Below are 16,233 nucleotides of genomic sequence, written 5' to 3'. Positions count from 1 at the left end.
TCAATGCTGGTCACGGGTACGCCAGGCTGCCACGACTTCCTGCAGGGGCTGACTGCAACACGCATCGGTCGGCTCCGCCACGCTGCGCAACAGGCTTTCCAGCTTCCCCGCCGGCTGCGCCATCTCTGCCCATTGCATGGCCAGGGCCGCGCCATGCAGGCGGTGCGCGGCGCGCAAGGCGGTATCATGTTCATGCATGGCCATGGCCTGCAGCAACTCATCCATATCGTCGGCGAACGCGGCGCGCACTTGCGGCATATCAAATACCGCCAGGGACTCCATCGGCGGCGCTTGCAGCACCAGCGTCACGTCGCACCACAGTTCGACGATATCCTGCAGTTTCGCCAATCGGATCGGCTTGCTCAATATGCCATCCATGCCAGCCTCGAAGCAGCGTTCGGCATGATCCGTTCCCGTCGAGGCGGAAATCGCGATCACCGGGCAGCGCGCCTGTTCCAGGTCCGCTTCACGCCTGCGCCACTCAACCGTCAGGCTGTAGCCGTCGATGTCAGGCAAGTCGCAATCCATCAGTACCAGGTCATATTCGCGCAGGCTGAAGCAAGCCAATGCGCTGGCGCCATTCTCGGCAATATCCGCATCGCAGCCGAGGCTGGCAAGCTGGGCCCGCAACACGGCCTGGTTGGCCGGCACATCCTCGACCACCAGAATGGAGAGGCGCTGCGCCGCCATGCCGCCCGCCGGACCGGGCCGGGCAACAGCTACATCCACCGCCGGAGGCGACCCGGTCGCCAACGCCACAGGCAAGGAAATCACCATGCGCGTGCCCCTGCCCATCTCGCTGTCGATGGTGATCGTGCCATGCATCAGATTCACCAGTTCGCGGCAAATGACCAGGCCCAAGCCGGTACCGCCCGAGCGCTTGTAGGTGCCCTCCACCTGCACATACGGCCGGAACAGTGTTGCCTGCATGGCGGTGCCGATGCCGATGCCCGTATCGGCAACGGCAATTTCCAGCCGCGCCTGCTCCGTTCCCTCATCCAGCATGGCGATCTGTATCTCGACGCCGCCTGCCGCCGTAAATTTGATGGCGTTCGACACCAGATTGTGCAGCACCTGCAGCAGCCTGGCCTCGTCCAGCATCAGCCGCGGCACGGTCTGGTGCGCCGTCACATCGAGCGTAATGCCCTTCTCGCGCGCCCGCAGCTGCTGCAAGGCCGCCACATCGCTGGCCAAAGCTGCGACATCTACCGGATCAAGGCTGAGCGTGAGCTGTCCCGCCTCCAGCTTGGAGACGTCGAGCACGTCGTCAAGCAAACGCAGCAGGATATTCCCGCCGTTGCTGGCCAGGTCGACAAAGTGACGCTGCTCCGCATTCATGGGCGTGGAGCGCAGCAACTCCACCGCGGCCAGCACGGCATTCATGGGCGAGCGGATTTCATGGCTCATCACGGCCAGGAACATGGCCGCCCGGCGTTCGTTGCGCAAGGCCCGCCGGTGCGCGCTGTAGGCCTGATACGCCAGGCCCGCCAGGATCAGCAGCAAAGCGGCAGCCAGGCCCACATGCTCGCCAAAGTGGTCCACCGCGAACAGCATGTTCGAGTGACTACCGGCCTCTCCCCCCAGCCAATCCTGACGTACCAGCCTGATTTGGGCCGGGGTCATCGCGGCCAGCGACTTGTTCACGATCGATACCAGCATGGGGTCGCTGTCGCGCAGCGCCATGCGCACTTCGGACGTCATGGCCACGGGCAGTTCCGTAAAATGCAGGTCAACGCCCTCCTCGCGCATCAAATCCGGTAACAGCTGCGCCTTGCTGCCGATGGCGACATCGGCGCCGCCCTTCGACAGCAGCGCCAGCGCCTGCCGCATGGTGGGGCTGACGACGATGCGCATGCCGTCGTAGCGCTGGCGCAGAAAGGGACCGAACAGGCCAGCTTCTGCGGCCGGCAGCACCACTGTCTTGCCATCGAATACGATGCCATCGGCAACGGTGCCAACCTGTCCACGCGTGACGGCGATAGCCTTGGTCGAGAGGTAAGGCAAGCTGTAGCTGACACCGGACACCTTGGGCGGTGTGCCGATACTGCGCACCGTGGGAAGACAATCGACCCTACTTTCTCGCAACAGGACAAAGCCGCTGTCCGTGTCGGCCAAGGTCACTATGTCAAAGGTCAGGCCGCTATGCCGCTCAATGACTTTCATGTAATCCGGGCCGATGCCAACCCCGATCGCCCCGCGCTGGATGGTTTCGAATGGTGGACGGTTCTGCATCATGCCCAGCTTCAGCACAGGATGCGCGCGCACCCAGGCTTGTTCCGCGGCGCTGAGCGGATAGGTCCCATCCTGTCCCTGCGCCGCCATGCAGCAGGCGGCCAGCAGGAACGCGGCGTAGCCAGCTCGCCAGCGCCTCATGCGTCCCCTATGCTATGCCGGATCTTGAACAGTTCATTGTTCGACGTCACGCCCAGCTTGCGGAAGGCGGTGGTCTTTTGCGAGCTGATGGTCTTGATGCTGCGCTTGAATTTTTCCGCAATTTCCGTCACCGTCATGCCCGCCAGATAGCAGCGGATCACCTCGCGCTCGCGCGCCGACAATGCCGCGCCCAGCAGCAGCGCGTCCGCGCCGTCATCGCCTTCCCGCGCATCGAAGGTGGTGCTGGCTTCCGCCACCCGGTAAGACATCTCGGCGCTCAGATACACGGCGCCGGACACCACCTTGCGCAATGCCTTGACCAGCTCCGCCATGTCCTCGCCCTTGCCGACGAAACCGCGGGCGCCGACGCGCAAGGCCAGCGCCACCGTGGCCGGCTCATGGTGCGTGGACAATACGAGTATCGGGCAATCGGGGAATTTGGCGCGTAGTGCGCGGATCAGCGAGACGCCATCGAGTTCGTCCGGACCCAGCGCATAGTCGAGCAACAGGACGTCTGCCGGGGCCCGGATCAGCCCGGCCATCAGTTGGCGGCTGGTACTGTAAGCACCCACGACGTCAATATCGGGTTCAGCCGTAAGGCGGGCGACGAGGCCATGCCGCACCACCGCGTGATCATCGAGCAAGGCAATACGTAAGTGTTTCATAGGCAGGGGCTAGGAGCAGGCACTGCATGGGAAGGATTTCCTTTGATGAGATTACTCCTATTTGCGCCATTAGCGCCATCCAAGATGTTATTTATCAACATAAGTGCCCTTGTGCAACAAAAATGCTCCGATTCGCCATGCAACAGATAAATGATCAAGAAAATTACCTTTATATTAACTTTGCAGCCATTTCACTCCTTGTTGCTGACGCTGTCAAAAAAGTCGCGCAGTTCCATGGGACGCGCCAATGCATAGCCTTGCCCCGTAGGGCAGCCAAGGCAGGCCAGTGCCTCGATACATGACGCCTCTTCGATCCCTTCCGCCACAACCTTCAGATTCATCAGCCGCGCCAGGCTCACCGTCGCGGCAATCACGGCCTGGGCGGAAGCGCTGGTTTTCATGTCGCGCACAAACGCCCCATCGATCTTGACCTCATCGAAAGACATTTTTGCCAGGAGATTCAGGGTCGATGTGCCTTGTCCAAAATCATCGAGCGAAACGGGGAAGCCTTTTGCCCGCAGTGTATTGAGCGATGCAGACAGGAGCAGTTCATCGGCGACCGGCAGATCGCCGGTCAGTTCAATTTTCAGCAAGTGCGGCGACAGGCCCGCCCGCTGCATTTTCTCGGCCAGCCGCTGCGCCAGACCGGGCGTGCACACGGTTTCGGCCGAGGCATTCAAGGCGATGGGCAGCGCCACCTGGCGGCTCTTGAGCACAAGCAACACGTCGATGACGCGCGTTTCGATATAGCTGAACAGCAGCAGATGCAGGCCAAGGCGGTCGACCATCGGAATCAGCACGGATGGCGGCACTTCGCCCACGCCGGGATGACGCCAGCGCAGCAGCGCCTCGGCACCGATGATGCGCCGCGTGCGCAAATCAAATTGCGGCTGCAGCATCACGCGCAGGTTCTTTCCTGTCGTCAACGCCTCGATCACATCGACCTCGGTGGGAGCATCGGCGGGGGCGGAGCACGATGCATGCCGGTTGTTCGACGGCGCCAGCAGCAAATCGCGCAAGGCCTCGGTGAATGCGGCCTTGCCGCCACCATACACCATCCCGACATTGATGCCGGCCCGGTGCGCCAGGCGTGCATGCGCCAGCAAGGCCGTCACCGGCAGGCCGCCGACGCGGCGGACTGCCGGCTGCTCCGCCAGGGCCGGCCATGGCGCAGGCAGCAGATTGACGGGCGGTGGCTGCCCCACCCATAAAATACGCGGGAAACGCGGCATCGGAGTCGCCGCATCGAGCGTCTTCAGCAAACTGGGGAGCATCAGTCCACCGTGCGCGACATCCGCGACGATCACGTCGATATCCCCTTCGCGCAGGAGCGCGGGCACCATGCTCAAGGCCCGGACATTTTTTACATTGGCAATATCGATGGCATTCAGCATTGAGCCCAGCCAGCGTGCGCCCTCCTCCGAGTCAGGCGTCAAGGTCAGCACGCGCAGGGAATGAAATTCGCTACGCATGAGAGAACTGATGGTTTTCACGGCATTTTTCCTAGGGTTAGATCATATGGAGAGACAAGGCTTGGGTCTGCTACCAGAGGAGCCGCCGCGCGCCAGTAGGATGGCGGGCGGCAAGCCTCCTATTTTCTTTCGCCCTCGTCGAACATGCCGAAATTGGCGCGATGATCGCCCATGCATGCCCGCAGTTCATGAATACTCAGCCCGCTCACTTCGTGCATGCGTATGAGTATGGCGGCGCTGACGGGCAATGCCCCATGCCGGATTTTGGAAAGGATGGGAGCCGACACCCGCAGCTCGCGCCCCAGGGCCGCATCATTCTTCAATCCCAGGAAATCGATGAGCACGTCGAGCAGGTCGGCGCTGCGAAAGCTGTTCGCCCCACTCCGGGGGAGGCGATTGCGCAAGCCCGTCATGCGTGCCGCATACTGCTGCGGATGCTGTTGTATTTGCTTTGTCATTACCGCTACTTTCAAATAAGGGAGATCAGGGACCGGGCTTGCCACGCGCAAATTGGCTGGCGGGGTCCGGTGACTTATTGAAGTCTAGCAACGGAGTTTCTTGAGCGAAATCAGAACAGTCCTAAAATGAGTCGCGGATCAGGCCGGGGGGGGGCGCTGCTGATATGCGTCAGCGAGCGGATTGAAAAGGATTGGCTATGTCACCGTCAAATGTGGGAATGCTCCGAGTGTTGCCTTCAATAATGTTTCCGGCGAACGGATACGCCCGGCGTCGAGTACCCAGCGCCAGCCCAGGTAACTCGGCAGGTAGCGCGTCGCCACGCCGTGAAAGGGGCGTAGCCATTCCCGCAGACGGCTGTGATAGGCATTGACGTGCTGCACATTTCCCCTACTTAGCGGGGACAGAGCCAAAGGATTTACAGGCGCAAGCTCACGGCAATGGCCAGCAGCAGCGCGCCGGCGGCCGCCAATAATGCGCCGTTGAAACTGTGCGACTGCGCATACAGGCTGCCGGCCAGCACCGGGCCGATAATCTGTCCGATGCCATACACCACCGTCATGATGGCCATCATGTTGCTACCTGCCTTGACTGCGGCCCGCTGCGCGGCCGGCATGGCGATGGTCACCGTGCCGACGAACGTGCCGCCGACGAGGATGGCGCTGAGCAGATAGCCGGCGGCCGAGGGCGCCAGCACGGGCAAGGCCACGCCCAGCGCCTGCAGCAGCAAGTTCAGCCGCAGCGCCTGGCGCGTGCCCAGGCGCTCGTGCAGCCGGTGCCACAGGAAACACGAAGGCGCCGCGCCGAGGCCGAACACGGCCCACACGTGGGCGGAATTGAGATTGGGCAAGGCCACGCCCACCAGCACGGGCAAATACGTGGCCGTGACGATGTAGCCGAGCCCTGCCAATCCATAGATCAGCACCAGCGGCCACGGCGCCACGGGCGCCAGCGCCGGCGCGGCGGCTGGCGGCGCATCCGGGGTCGCCTGGCCGCTGGCGGCAATCGCTGGCGCGGCCGCCAGCCCCGCCAGCACGGTGACGCTGGCCAGCAGCAGCCACATGCCGGCGCTGCGCCAGCCCAGGTGCGATGCCAGCACCAGCAATTCGGCCGAGACGGCAATGCCGGCGCCCACGCCCGCGTACAGCAGCGGCGCGCCGCGCGCCTGCCCGCGCTGCACCAGCAACCACAGCGAGGCGGCCACCATGGCCAGCGCGCTGAAGACGCCCGCCACGCCGCGCACCGTCACGATGAGCCAGACGGGCATCGGCAAGGCCAGCACGCCCAGGCACAGGGCCGTGCCGGCCACCGACCACAAACACAGCCGGTGCGCGCCGTGCGCCCGCGCGCGCATGGCCAGGATGGCTCCCAGCAAGTAGCCGGCATAGTTGGCCGAGGCGGCCAGGCTGCCGTCGCGCAAGGTCAAGACGCCTTCCGCGAGCATGTGCGGGTAGATGGCCGTGAAGGCGAAGCGGCCGAAGCCCATGCCGATGGCGAGGATGGCCGCCGCGGCGATGGCCGCGCCCAACCTGGCCGGCGCACTCACGCCGCCTCGCCCAGCTGCGCCAGCAAGTGCTGGAACGCGGGCACATCGAAGCCTGCGCGCCACACGAGCAAGGTGTCAATTTGCCCAGCGGAAATAGTCGCCAGGGTGGCCGGCGCGCCGGACAGCGCCAGCACGCTGGCAGGCAGCAGGGTCACGCAGGCGCCGGCCGCCACGCACGCGATCATGCAGTGATACGAACTCAGCTCCTGCACCCGCCATTGCGTGCTGCCGGCCACGCCGAGCACGTCTTCCGCGATGCCGCGATAAGTACAGCCCTGCGGAAACGCCGCCAGCGAGCGCGTGCGCACATCGACGGCGCGGCGCGCCTGCGCTTCGCTGGCCGGCAGCAGCAGACACAGTTCCTCGCGCCACACGGCGGTCGATGCCAGCCCCAGCTCCTCCAGGGCGGCCGCGCCGCCGAACGCAGGCGGCAAGGCCACGAAAGCGCAGTCGAGTAAACCCGTGCGCACCTGCTCGATCAGGGGCCGCGACGGCCCCGTGCTCAGCGCCAGGCGCGTCGCCGGATAGCGAGCGTGATACGCGGCCAGCAAGGCCGGCAAGCGGCTGGCCGCCGTGCTTTCCATGCTGCCGACGCGCAAGGTGCCGCCCTCGCGCCCGCCCGTGACGACGTGGCGGGCTTCGTCCGCCAGCGCCAGCAAACGCTGCGCATACTCGAGAAAGCGCTCGCCCGCCGCCGTCAGGGCCATGCGTTTATTGGTGCGCACGAACAGTTCCGCGCCGATATCGGCTTCCAGCTGCTGGATGCGCGTGGTGACGCTGGACGGCGCCCGGCCCAGCCGCGCGGCGGCCTGGGTGACGCTCAGCTCACTGGCGACCGAGCAAAAAATCCGCAATGATTCCGAATCCATCGTATTCTCTTTTTGAAAATGATTATGCTATTATATTCTTAAAATACGAATAAAATGCAGCATCCTCAACTTCATGAAGGAATCATCATGACTTCGTCCCGGCACTTCCTCGACCGTCTCGGCTTGCAATTGCCCATCATCCAGGCGCCGATGGCGGGCGTTTCCACGCCGCGCCTGGCCGCCGCCGTCTCGAACGCGGGCGGCCTCGGTTCGCTGGGCATCGGCGCCGGCACGGTGGCGCAGGCGCGCCAGATGATCGCCGACACGCGCGCGCTGACGGACAAGCCCTTCAATATCAATGTGTTCTGCCATGCGCCGGCCGTCAGGGATGCGCGGCGCGAAGCGGCCTGGCTGGCCCATCTGGCGCCCCTGTTTGCAGAACTGGGCGCCCCCGTGCCAGCGGAGCTCGATGAGATATATCAAAGTTTTCTCGGCGATGAGGCGGCGTTTGCCCTGTTGCTGGAACAGCGTCCCGCCGTCGTCAGCTTCCATTTCGGCTTGCCGACGCAACAGCAGATCGCCGCCCTGCGCCAGGCCGGCATCTACACGATGGCCACGGCCACCAATGTGCGCGAGGCAGCGCTGATCGAACAGGCGGGCGTCGACGCCATCGTGGCGCAAGGCGTGGAAGCGGGCGGACACCGGGGCGTCTTCGACCCGCAAGCGCCGGACGAGCGCCACAGCACCAGCGTGCTGCTGCGCCTGCTGGCGAGCCGCACCGCCCTCCCCCTGATCGCCGCCGGCGGCATCATGGATGGAGCAGGCATCCGCGCCGCGCTGGACCTGGGCGCCGCAGCCGCGCAGCTGGGCACGGCCTTCGTGCTGTGCCCGGAATCGTCGGCCAACGCGGGCTACCGCGCCAACCTGAAAAGCGCGCGGGCGGCATCCACCCGGCTGACCAGCGTGCTGTCGGGCCGCCTGGCGCGCGGCATGGCAAACCGCTTCATCGAATACGCCGAAGCGGCGGGCAGCCCGCCGCCGGCCGATTATCCCGTCGCCTACGATGCTGCCAAGCAATTGAACGCGCTGGCAAGCCGGCACGGCGACAGCGAATTCGCCGCCCAGTGGGCCGGCCAGGGCGCGCCGCTGGCGCGGGAGATGGGGGCGGCGCAGCTGGTGGCCGCCCTGGCACGGGAAATGGCGCGCTGACTTCGGGAGAGTGTTGACATGAAACGCCGCCGGGACAGCGCGCGGACCTGCGCATGGCGCAGACAGCCGAGATGGGATGACCCGGCGCGGCAGGCATTGCCGTGAGCGAAATTGGCGATAACAGAATGCAGTGCTGGCACAGGAAAATTTGCACGGTGATTTGGACGCTTGTCACCCGAAAAAGCCACAGGGGACCTGCGGCAGCGTGCCTGCCCGTGATGCGCTTTACAGATAACGCCCACGTCAGCTTTTACGCCCCCCTTCCCGGGTGACATCATTTTTCCAGTTTACAACCGACAAGCATCGACGCGTTTATTGGAACGGGTCCAAAAAATGCCGGCGCACTGGCAAAGCCACCTATGCGCCGTATCCAGGCGGTGTCCTTTTTTTCGTTAATGACCAAAGAAAAGAAAAATCCATCCGGAACGTATGGCGCACTTTTAAGCAAGCGCACGGAAGACAATTTCTCTTGGGGCTTAGGCAGAAGAGATGTATCTGAAATTTCAGGAACCTCTTTTTTCATCCCTGAAAACGACAAGCCATATTCAGACTCGACAGTCTTGGCAATATTACATTGCGCCTGCGCCCAGCCGGTAGATGTCGCCAATAACGCAAAAATGGAAAATGAAAGAAATTTAATCATGTTTTAGCTCTTCAGCATAAAAAATAACGGCGCTATTTACCCCGTTATTTTAATATGAATTTATCTGCAATCTGAAATTACGGATCGAACTGAAGATTATGCTGCGAATCAAGCGGGTAGCCACCTGAGTCGTAGCAGCTACCGCTGGTGCAATCAATCACATTATCGGAAAGCCGGCCTCTTGACAAGTCCAAACCACCCGACACGTTTTCAATCTCAAGCTCATTCAAAATTTCCATTACTCATCCTATAATGATTAATTAATTTCAGAAATACTTGCCACCATAGCGAATAAGCGCATTGCAAATTTCCATTTCAACTCCGGAATTCACAAAACCCGATTAGGCATGAAGAGTATGCTTACGATTTTCCAAGCTGTCAACTCAATACCCACATTTAAAATGTACTTCCTTATACACAACTCCTAACACGCCTGGCATTCCCAATAACGACAACTATTGGAATTGACCGAATGATGGCCGATGAATGCATCATCTCGATCATCAATACGGACCAGCTTCGGCGATTATTGCTGCGCACCTTACTTTTTATACCGCGTCGCAAGAAAATAAACGCCAACCGCCAGGCTGACCATTCCGACCAGACTCAATCCGGCCTGCGACAAACCTGACCAGAACAATGAACTTACTAAGGCTGCCGTCATCACCGGCTGCAGTTTAAAAGCACACATGCCTATACCAAAAAAAATCAGGCCGCGGACTGTGCGAGGAGACCAGTTATTCATTTTTTTCATTCCTGTAAACGCACACCAGTGCTAACCGGCAAATATTACACGAGACGCGATATCAGAAAGTGGCGAATACCCTTCGGCTTATCCACGCTTAAGCCGGCGGCTGCATGGCGCAGTGCTTGACCTGGTTGCCGCGCAGGCGCGCGGCCACGTCGCAGTCTTCCTCATTCAGCGGCACATCGTGCAGAACCTGCGCTTCCGCCCCGCAGTCGGACGCTAAGGCGTTGTCGATGGTGACAACGGGCGCGTCGTTTACGGCAACCGGTGCCGGAACGTCGGTTCGATATGGCGCGCATGCAGCCAGCGCACGATGTCTTCCAGCGTGGCATCCTGCAACAGCAAGCCCGGCGCGGTGGCGGACGTTACCGACGGCAACGCAACTGCCACGGGAACAGGCGCAGGCACGGCGTCAAGCAGCCCCGCATGCCCCTGCAGCTTCGCCAGCGCCTGCGCGAACTGGGCCGGGTTGATGCTGCGCAAGCTTTCCAGGAAGCCCAGCTGGGCGGCGGGCGGCGGCGGCATGTCCAGGCCCGGTTCATCGACGAAGGCGGCGCCCATGCTGGGGTGGATGAAGGCGGCCCACTTGCCGGACGGCTGCAGGCTTGGCGGCAGCGCCGCCTGTTCCACGTAGTCTGGCGGCGCGGCGGCGAGGATGTCGGTCGAGGCAGGCAAAAAGGTCGAGCGCAGCAGTTGCACGAACTGGCGCGCCTGGGCGACGGGCACGGGCGTGGCCAGCGACAGCCATAACTGGAACGCCGTGCCCGAGATGCTGACGGCGGGCGCCGGCAAGTCCAGCTCGTGCTGCACGGCATTGGCGATCGCGCACAGCGCGCTCCAGTGCGCCTCGCCGCCGCCCTTGCCGCCAAACTCCAGCACCAGCGCGCGCGTCAGGCCGCTTCCGGTCACGAGTTGCACCGCTACCGTCTGCTCGCCCGACAGATGTCGCGCCAGCACGGCCGGCGTCAAAGGCTGGGCGCCGCCCTGCACATCGACATAGTGCTGCTGTTCCTCGAACAGATACAGGCGGGTGAGTTCGGAAATCAGTTTATGCATGGACGGCCTCGTAATGACGTTGAGCAACACTTGTCAACGTGCCCAGATTATAGCCTCCCAAGCCTTGGCGCACCCGCACGTCCGACGCCAAACACGAGCCAGCTGGCCACGGCGAACAGGCAGGCGGCCACGCCGCCGTACAGCATCACGGCGCCAAAGCCTTGTGCCAGCGCAAGCTTCGCCACGCCGGCCGGCAGCGCGCCGCCCTTGCCTGCAGACACTTCCTCCGCCAACGCCCGCAATGCCGCCCCGTCAATCCCGGCAGGTACGTGCTCGCGCAAGGCGGACTGGATGGCAGCGACGAGAATAAAACCCATCAGCGCGATATTGATGGACAGGCTGACCATGCGCGCGCTGATGTCGATGCCGGACGCCATGCCGGCCCGCTCGCCCGGCACGGCGCCCGTCGTCGTATTGGTGACGGGCGTGTTGGTCAAGCCCAGGCCCGTGCCCGCCAGCAGGCAGCCGGGCAGGATCGTCAGCCAGCTGGCGGCGTCCGCGCGGCTGCCCCAGCACATCAGCAACAAGCCCGTGCCGATGGCCAGCAAGCCGGCGGGAATCACGGCATCGGCCCGGTAGCGCAGCGCCAGCCGCTCGGCCAGCGGCGGCACTAGCAAGGTGGGCAAGGTATAGGCCAGCAAGGTCAGGCCCGTGTCCAGGCTGCTGTAGCCGAGACCGTGCTGCACGTACAGGGGCAGATAGATCATGAACGGCCAGAAACTGCAGTTCATGCCCGCCGAACCGAGCAGCGCGCCCGAAAAGCGGCGGATGCGAAAGACGGAAAAGTCGATCATCGGCTCAGGCTGGCGCCGTTCGATGACGGCAACCGCGGCAAAACCGGCCAGCGCCACGGCCAGGCTGGCCACGCTGCGCGGGTCGGAAAATCCCAGCGCCGGCCCCTGCGTAAGGCACCAGGCCAGGCTGAACACGGCCAGCGACAGGGTGGCGATGCCCGCCACATCCAGCTTGCGCCGCTGCGGGTCGCGCGATTCCGTCACGCCCAGGCCCGCCAGCAGCAGCGCGACGACGGCCAGCGGCCCGTGCACGAGGAATACCCACTGCCAGTTTGACAGCGCGACGATGGCCGCGCCGATGATGGGACCGAAGCCCAGGCCCAGGCCAAAGACGATGCCCCAGGCGCCGAACGCCCGGCCCCGCGCGGCGCCGGCCGGGAACTGCTGCGACAGCACTGCCACCTGGCAAATCAGCATGGCGCCGCCGGCCATGCCTTGCAGCGCGCGCGCGGCGATCAGCACACCCGTGCTGCCGGCCCAGCCGCATGCCAGCGAACTGAGGCCGAACAGCGCCAGGCTGGCCAGCAGCAGGCGCTTGCGGCCATAGCGGTCGGCCAGGGTACCGGTTGCCATCAGCACGGTGGTGCACGCCAGCGTGTAGGCATTCATAATCCACTGCAAGTCCTTGAAGTCGCCATGCAGCACGGTTTCCAGGGTGGGCAGGATGACGGGCACGCTGGAAATTTCCAGGCCGAACATGAGCGAGGCCAGGCAGACGGCGGCCAGGGTCAGTGCATTTTGTTGCGAAGTAGTCGGTAGCATCGAAGCCTTGATGTCGGTAGTCATGGAGGGGCGCGTAGAGACGGCGCACCGCGAGCCGCCATTCTAGAAAGCCTCGACTCATGAGGGAAATGATAAAATTTTGTACAATTCATTCATTTTCATCATGAATCACGGGAGCATCACGCCATGGACTTCGATACCGCCCTGCTGCGCGCCTTTGTGGCCGTGCAGGACACGGGCGGCTTTACGCGCGCCGCCGAACGGCTGCACCTGAGCCAGTCCGCCATCAGCCACCAGATCCGCCGCCTGGAAGAGCAGGCGGGCACGGCGCTGCTGGTGCGCACGACGCGCAGCCTGCGCCTGACGGAAGACGGCGAGGATTTCCTGCGCCACGCGCAGCAGGTGCTGGCGGCTCAGGAGGCGCTGTCGCGGCGCTTCCAGCGTTCCTCGATCGCCGGCGCCGTGCGCTTCGGCGTGCCGGAAAATTTCATGGGCGCGCGCCTGCCCGCGCTGCTGGCCCAGTTCGCGCACCTGTTTCCCGCCGTGCGCCTGGACGTGACGGTGGGCACCTATCTTGATTTGCAAAAACTGGTCGCCGCCGATGCGCTGGACCTGGCCGTCGTCATGACCCTGGCGGACGGGCAAGATGAAGCGGCCGTGCTGCGCCGCACGCGCTTCGTCTGGGCGGCCGCGCAGGATTTCCGGCACGACGGCGCGCTGCCGCTGCCGCTGGCGTTTTCACCGGCGCCGTGCATGCACCGGCAAGTGGGCGTCGATGCCCTCGAGGGCGCCGGCATCGACTGGCGCGTGGCGTTCACCTCGCCCAGCCAGCAGGGCTTGCGCGCCGCCGTGCTGGCGGGCCTGGCGATTACGGCCCTGCCGCAAGGCGACCTGGAGCCCGGCATGGTGGTCATCGATGGCCAGCATGGCTTGCCCGCCCTGCCCGCCGCTGCGTTCCAGCTGCTCTGGCGCGCCGCCGGCAGCACGGCGGCGGCCGAAGCGTTCGGACAGTTGCTGCGCGAATGGTCAGCCGCTGCGGCGGCTTGACAGCACCAGCAGCAAGGCCAGCGCCAGCATGGCGGCCGCGCTGCCCAGGGCCAGCGTCACGCGGTGCGCCAGCAGCGCCGCGCCAACGAGCTGGTGCGCGCCAAAGGCCGAGATCGCCACCAGCGCCGCCAGCCCCAGCGAACTGCCCAGCTGGTGCGCCACGTTGACGAGGCCAGATGCCGCGCCCGCATCCTGCGCCGGCACGCCGGCCACACCGGCCGCCGTCAGGGGACTCAAGGCCATGCCCTGCCCCGCGCCGATCAGCAGCATGGGCAGGGCCACGCCCAGCCAGTACGCCGTGTCCGCATCGATATGGCTCAGCCAAGCCATGCCCAGCAGGGTCAAGCCCAGTCCCATGGCCAGCAGGCGCGCATTGCCGAAGCGGCGCGTCAAACGCGGCACGCACAGGGCCACGCCGAAGTTGACCAGGGTCATGGGCAGGAAAGCGAGGCCCGTCAACGATGGCGGATAGCCGAGCACCACCTGCAGGAATTGCGTGGTGAAAAAGAAGAAACCGATCATGGCGCCCATGAACAATACCCGCGCCCCGTACGCGGCATTGCGCTGCGCATCGGCAAACAGGCGCAGCGGCAGGATGGCTTGCGCGGCGCGCCGTTCGATGGCAATGAAAGCGGCCAGCAGCAGCACGCCCGCCGCCAGCGCACTTTGCGTCAAGGAATCATCCCAGCCGGCGCCGGCCGAGCGGATCAAGCCATACACGAGGGCCGACATGCCAAGGGTGGAGCTGGCCGCGCCGGCCACGTCAAAGCGGCCCCGAGTGGTTTCATTCTCGGCGATATAGCGGCGCGCGGCCACCAGCATGGCCACGCCGATGGGCAGGTTGAGGAAGAAGCCCACGCGCCACGACAGCCATTCGGCCAGCACGCCGCCCAGCACCAGGCCCACGCTGGCGGCAATGCCGGCCACGGCGCTGTACAGGGCGATGGCCCGCGTGCGTTCGCGTCCCTCCGCAAACGTGGTTTGCAGCAAGGCCAGGGTCGATGGCGCGAGGATGGCTGCGCCCACGCCCTGGATGGCGCGCGCGGCGATCAGCATGGCCGGCGACTGCGCCAGGCCGATGGCCAGCGATGCCAGCGTGAACAGCGCCAGGCCCACCTGCAGCAGGCGGCGCCGGCCAAGCACGTCGCCGGCGCGCGCAGCCAGCAGCAGCAAGCCGCCAAACGTCAGCGTATACGCGCTTTGCACCCAGGCCAGGCCCGTATCCGTAAAGCCCAGGTCATGGTGAATTTTTGGCAAGCCCGTCAGCACGATGGACGTGTCGAGCACGATCATCACATAGCTGACGAGGATGATGGCGAGGATGGCCGCCGGGTGCGGCGCGGCGGAGCTGGCGGGAAGATTTTTCATGCCACCACTGTAAGGCTGGCGTATTACCATGAATAGATGCTAAAGTCCGCATGAACTTATTAGCAGGACTAATGAATTGCAATCAGGACCGATGACCCAGCCGAGCCGCCAGCATTGCCGCCCCGGTGGCAAAGCATAGCCAGCACGCCAGGAACATGTCGGCCGCATACGGCGTACGGTCCCAATAGCTGTCGCCGGGCGGCAATTGCAACACCAGACCGCCCCACAGCAACAGGGCGCCCCACGCCATGGCGCTGGCAAGGACAAAACCCAGCAATGAGTACAGGAATGTTTTCATCAGGCGATCGTCCGGCCACATGGCAGAAATATGCTTGCAGAATAACAGCAAACTGACAGCAAAACGCAGCGCAATGCATGACTGAAAGGCAAGCACATGGCACAAACCAACTTCAACGATATCCTCGCCTTCGTGGCCGTGGCCCGCGCAGGCAGTTTTACCCGGGCGGCGGCCAAGCTGGGCGTGTCGCAGTCGGCGCTGAGCCAGACCGTGCGCGCGCTGGAAGAACGGCTCGGCTTGCGCCTGCTGGTGCGCACCACGCGCAGCGTCTCGCCCACGGAAGCGGGCGAACAGCTGCTGCGCACGGTAGCGCCCCGCTTCGACGAGATCGAGGCGGAACTGGCCCTGCTCAGCGAGCGGCGCGACAAGCCGGCCGGCAACATCCGCATCAGCGCGGGCGAGCACGCGGCGCTCACCGTCCTGCAGCCGGCCATCGCCCGTTTGCTGCCCCACTACCCGGACATCAACATCGAAGTCATCGTCGACAACGGCATGACCGACATCGTGGCCGCGCGCTGCGACGCGGGCGTGCGCCTGGGCGAGCAAGTGGCCAAGGACATGATCGCCATGCCCATCGGTCCCGATTTCCGCATGGCCATCGTTGCCTCGCCAGCCTATTTCAGCCGGAATCCGCCGCCCGTCACGCCGCAGGACTTGATGGCGCACAATTGCATCAACATGCGCCTGCCCACCTTGGGCGGCCTGTTTGCCTGGGAATTTTCCAAGGATGGGCAGGAACTGAAGGTGCGCGTGGAAGGACAGATGATCTACAACAACATGGCCATGCGCTTGCATTCGGCGCTCGATGGCCTGGGCGTGGCCTGCATGGCGGAAGATATCGTCCTGCCCTATCTGGCCGATGGCCGCCTGGTCCGCGTGCTGGACGACTGGTGCCCCGCGTACGCGGGCTACAAGCTGTATTACCCGAGCCGGCGCCATCCGTCGCCCGCGTTTACCTTGCTGCTCGACACCTTGCGCTATCCCCGCGTTTGAGCCAGCGCAATCCTTTACCAGCAGTGAACAGTG

General features: G+C 64.0%; 16 protein-coding genes and 1 pseudogene. 3 read left to right on the top strand and 14 right to left on the bottom strand.

Features of this window, described 5'->3' with window-relative positions; all coding sequences use genetic code 11:
* From BZG29_RS13590 to BZG29_RS13565, 7 genes and pseudogenes are all read right to left on the bottom strand, one after another.
* The gene (locus tag BZG29_RS13590) at positions 1–2,373 is read right to left on the bottom strand and encodes an ATP-binding protein (protein ID WP_077403535.1); all 2,373 of its coding nucleotides are present in this window, start codon (positions 2,371–2,373) and stop codon (positions 1–3) included.
* The gene (locus BZG29_RS13585) at positions 2,370–3,038 is read right to left on the bottom strand and encodes a response regulator transcription factor (protein WP_077403532.1); all 669 of its coding nucleotides are present in this window, start codon (positions 3,036–3,038) and stop codon (positions 2,370–2,372) included. The genes BZG29_RS13590 and BZG29_RS13585 overlap by 4 nt, the downstream gene beginning before the upstream one ends.
* Positions 3,039–3,229: 191 nt before the next feature.
* Positions 3,230–4,531, bottom strand: coding sequence for an EAL domain-containing protein (locus tag BZG29_RS13580; RefSeq protein WP_150130898.1), 1,302 nt, complete (start codon positions 4,529–4,531; stop codon positions 3,230–3,232).
* Between the two features lie 98 nt (positions 4,532–4,629).
* Entirely contained in the window at positions 4,630–4,923 is a 294-nt protein-coding gene (locus BZG29_RS13575) for a hypothetical protein (protein ID WP_077409094.1), read from the bottom strand.
* Between the two features lie 240 nt (positions 4,924–5,163).
* Positions 5,164–5,352, bottom strand: a pseudogene (locus BZG29_RS27765) (IS1595 family transposase); the annotation flags it as partial.
* A gap of 32 nt (positions 5,353–5,384) precedes the next feature.
* Positions 5,385–6,512 (bottom strand): YbfB/YjiJ family MFS transporter, encoded by a 1,128-nt coding sequence (locus tag BZG29_RS13570; protein WP_077403526.1) that lies wholly within the window; start codon positions 6,510–6,512, stop codon positions 5,385–5,387.
* A complete protein-coding gene (locus tag BZG29_RS13565; protein WP_077403523.1) occupies positions 6,509–7,381 on the bottom strand; it encodes a LysR family transcriptional regulator in 873 nt (290 codons plus the stop codon). The genes BZG29_RS13570 and BZG29_RS13565 overlap by 4 nt, the downstream gene beginning before the upstream one ends.
* Positions 7,382–7,468: 87 nt before the next feature.
* Between BZG29_RS13565 and BZG29_RS13560 the strand changes: the two genes are divergently transcribed.
* Entirely contained in the window at positions 7,469–8,530 is a 1,062-nt protein-coding gene (locus BZG29_RS13560; RefSeq protein ID WP_077403520.1) for a nitronate monooxygenase, read from the top strand.
* A 274-nt stretch (positions 8,531–8,804) separates the two neighbouring features.
* Here BZG29_RS13560 and BZG29_RS27760 read toward each other — a convergent pair whose 3' ends face one another.
* The 5 genes from BZG29_RS27760 to BZG29_RS13550 form a co-directional block, all read right to left on the bottom strand.
* Entirely contained in the window at positions 8,805–9,173 is a 369-nt protein-coding gene (locus BZG29_RS27760) for a hypothetical protein (protein WP_150130897.1), read from the bottom strand.
* A 77-nt stretch (positions 9,174–9,250) separates the two neighbouring features.
* Positions 9,251–9,412, bottom strand: a complete 162-nt coding sequence (locus BZG29_RS28150) for a hypothetical protein (RefSeq protein ID WP_171985006.1) — start codon at positions 9,410–9,412, stop codon at positions 9,251–9,253.
* A gap of 302 nt (positions 9,413–9,714) precedes the next feature.
* A complete protein-coding gene (locus BZG29_RS27755) occupies positions 9,715–9,918 on the bottom strand; it encodes a hypothetical protein (protein WP_150130896.1) in 204 nt (67 codons plus the stop codon).
* A gap of 258 nt (positions 9,919–10,176) precedes the next feature.
* Positions 10,177–10,977, bottom strand: a complete 801-nt coding sequence (locus BZG29_RS13555; RefSeq protein ID WP_077403518.1) for a hypothetical protein — start codon at positions 10,975–10,977, stop codon at positions 10,177–10,179.
* A 47-nt stretch (positions 10,978–11,024) separates the two neighbouring features.
* A complete protein-coding gene (locus tag BZG29_RS13550; RefSeq protein WP_077409093.1) occupies positions 11,025–12,533 on the bottom strand; it encodes an MFS transporter in 1,509 nt (502 codons plus the stop codon).
* Positions 12,534–12,680: 147 nt separating this feature from the next.
* Here BZG29_RS13550 and BZG29_RS13545 point away from each other — a divergent pair, with 147 nt between their 5' ends.
* Positions 12,681–13,541 carry a LysR substrate-binding domain-containing protein gene (locus tag BZG29_RS13545; RefSeq protein WP_077403515.1) on the top strand — a complete coding sequence of 287 codons (861 nt, stop codon included), beginning with the start codon at positions 12,681–12,683 and terminating at the stop codon, positions 13,539–13,541.
* Here the strand turns inward: BZG29_RS13545 and BZG29_RS13540 are convergent.
* Together BZG29_RS13540 and BZG29_RS13535 are read right to left on the bottom strand one after the other, a co-directional pair.
* On the bottom strand, positions 13,521–14,909 hold the full coding sequence (locus BZG29_RS13540) for an MFS transporter (RefSeq protein ID WP_077403512.1): 1,389 nt from the start codon (positions 14,907–14,909) through the stop codon (positions 13,521–13,523). The genes BZG29_RS13545 and BZG29_RS13540 overlap by 21 nt on opposite strands.
* An 82-nt stretch (positions 14,910–14,991) precedes the next feature.
* The gene (locus BZG29_RS13535) at positions 14,992–15,207 is read right to left on the bottom strand and encodes a hypothetical protein (RefSeq protein WP_150130895.1); all 216 of its coding nucleotides are present in this window, start codon (positions 15,205–15,207) and stop codon (positions 14,992–14,994) included.
* A gap of 96 nt (positions 15,208–15,303) precedes the next feature.
* Between BZG29_RS13535 and BZG29_RS13530 the strand changes: the two genes are divergently transcribed.
* Positions 15,304–16,200 carry a LysR family transcriptional regulator gene (locus BZG29_RS13530; RefSeq protein ID WP_077403506.1) on the top strand — a complete coding sequence of 299 codons (897 nt, stop codon included), beginning with the start codon at positions 15,304–15,306 and terminating at the stop codon, positions 16,198–16,200.
* The last annotated feature ends 33 nt before the right edge of the window (positions 16,201–16,233 follow it).

Origin of the sequence: Janthinobacterium sp. LM6, assembly GCF_002002885.1 — a bacterium.
GTDB classification, from domain to species: domain Bacteria; phylum Pseudomonadota; class Gammaproteobacteria; order Burkholderiales; family Burkholderiaceae_D; genus Janthinobacterium; species Janthinobacterium kumbetense.
Note: the sequence above shows the minus strand (reverse complement) of the source record. Positions and strands in the feature narration are given on the sequence as shown.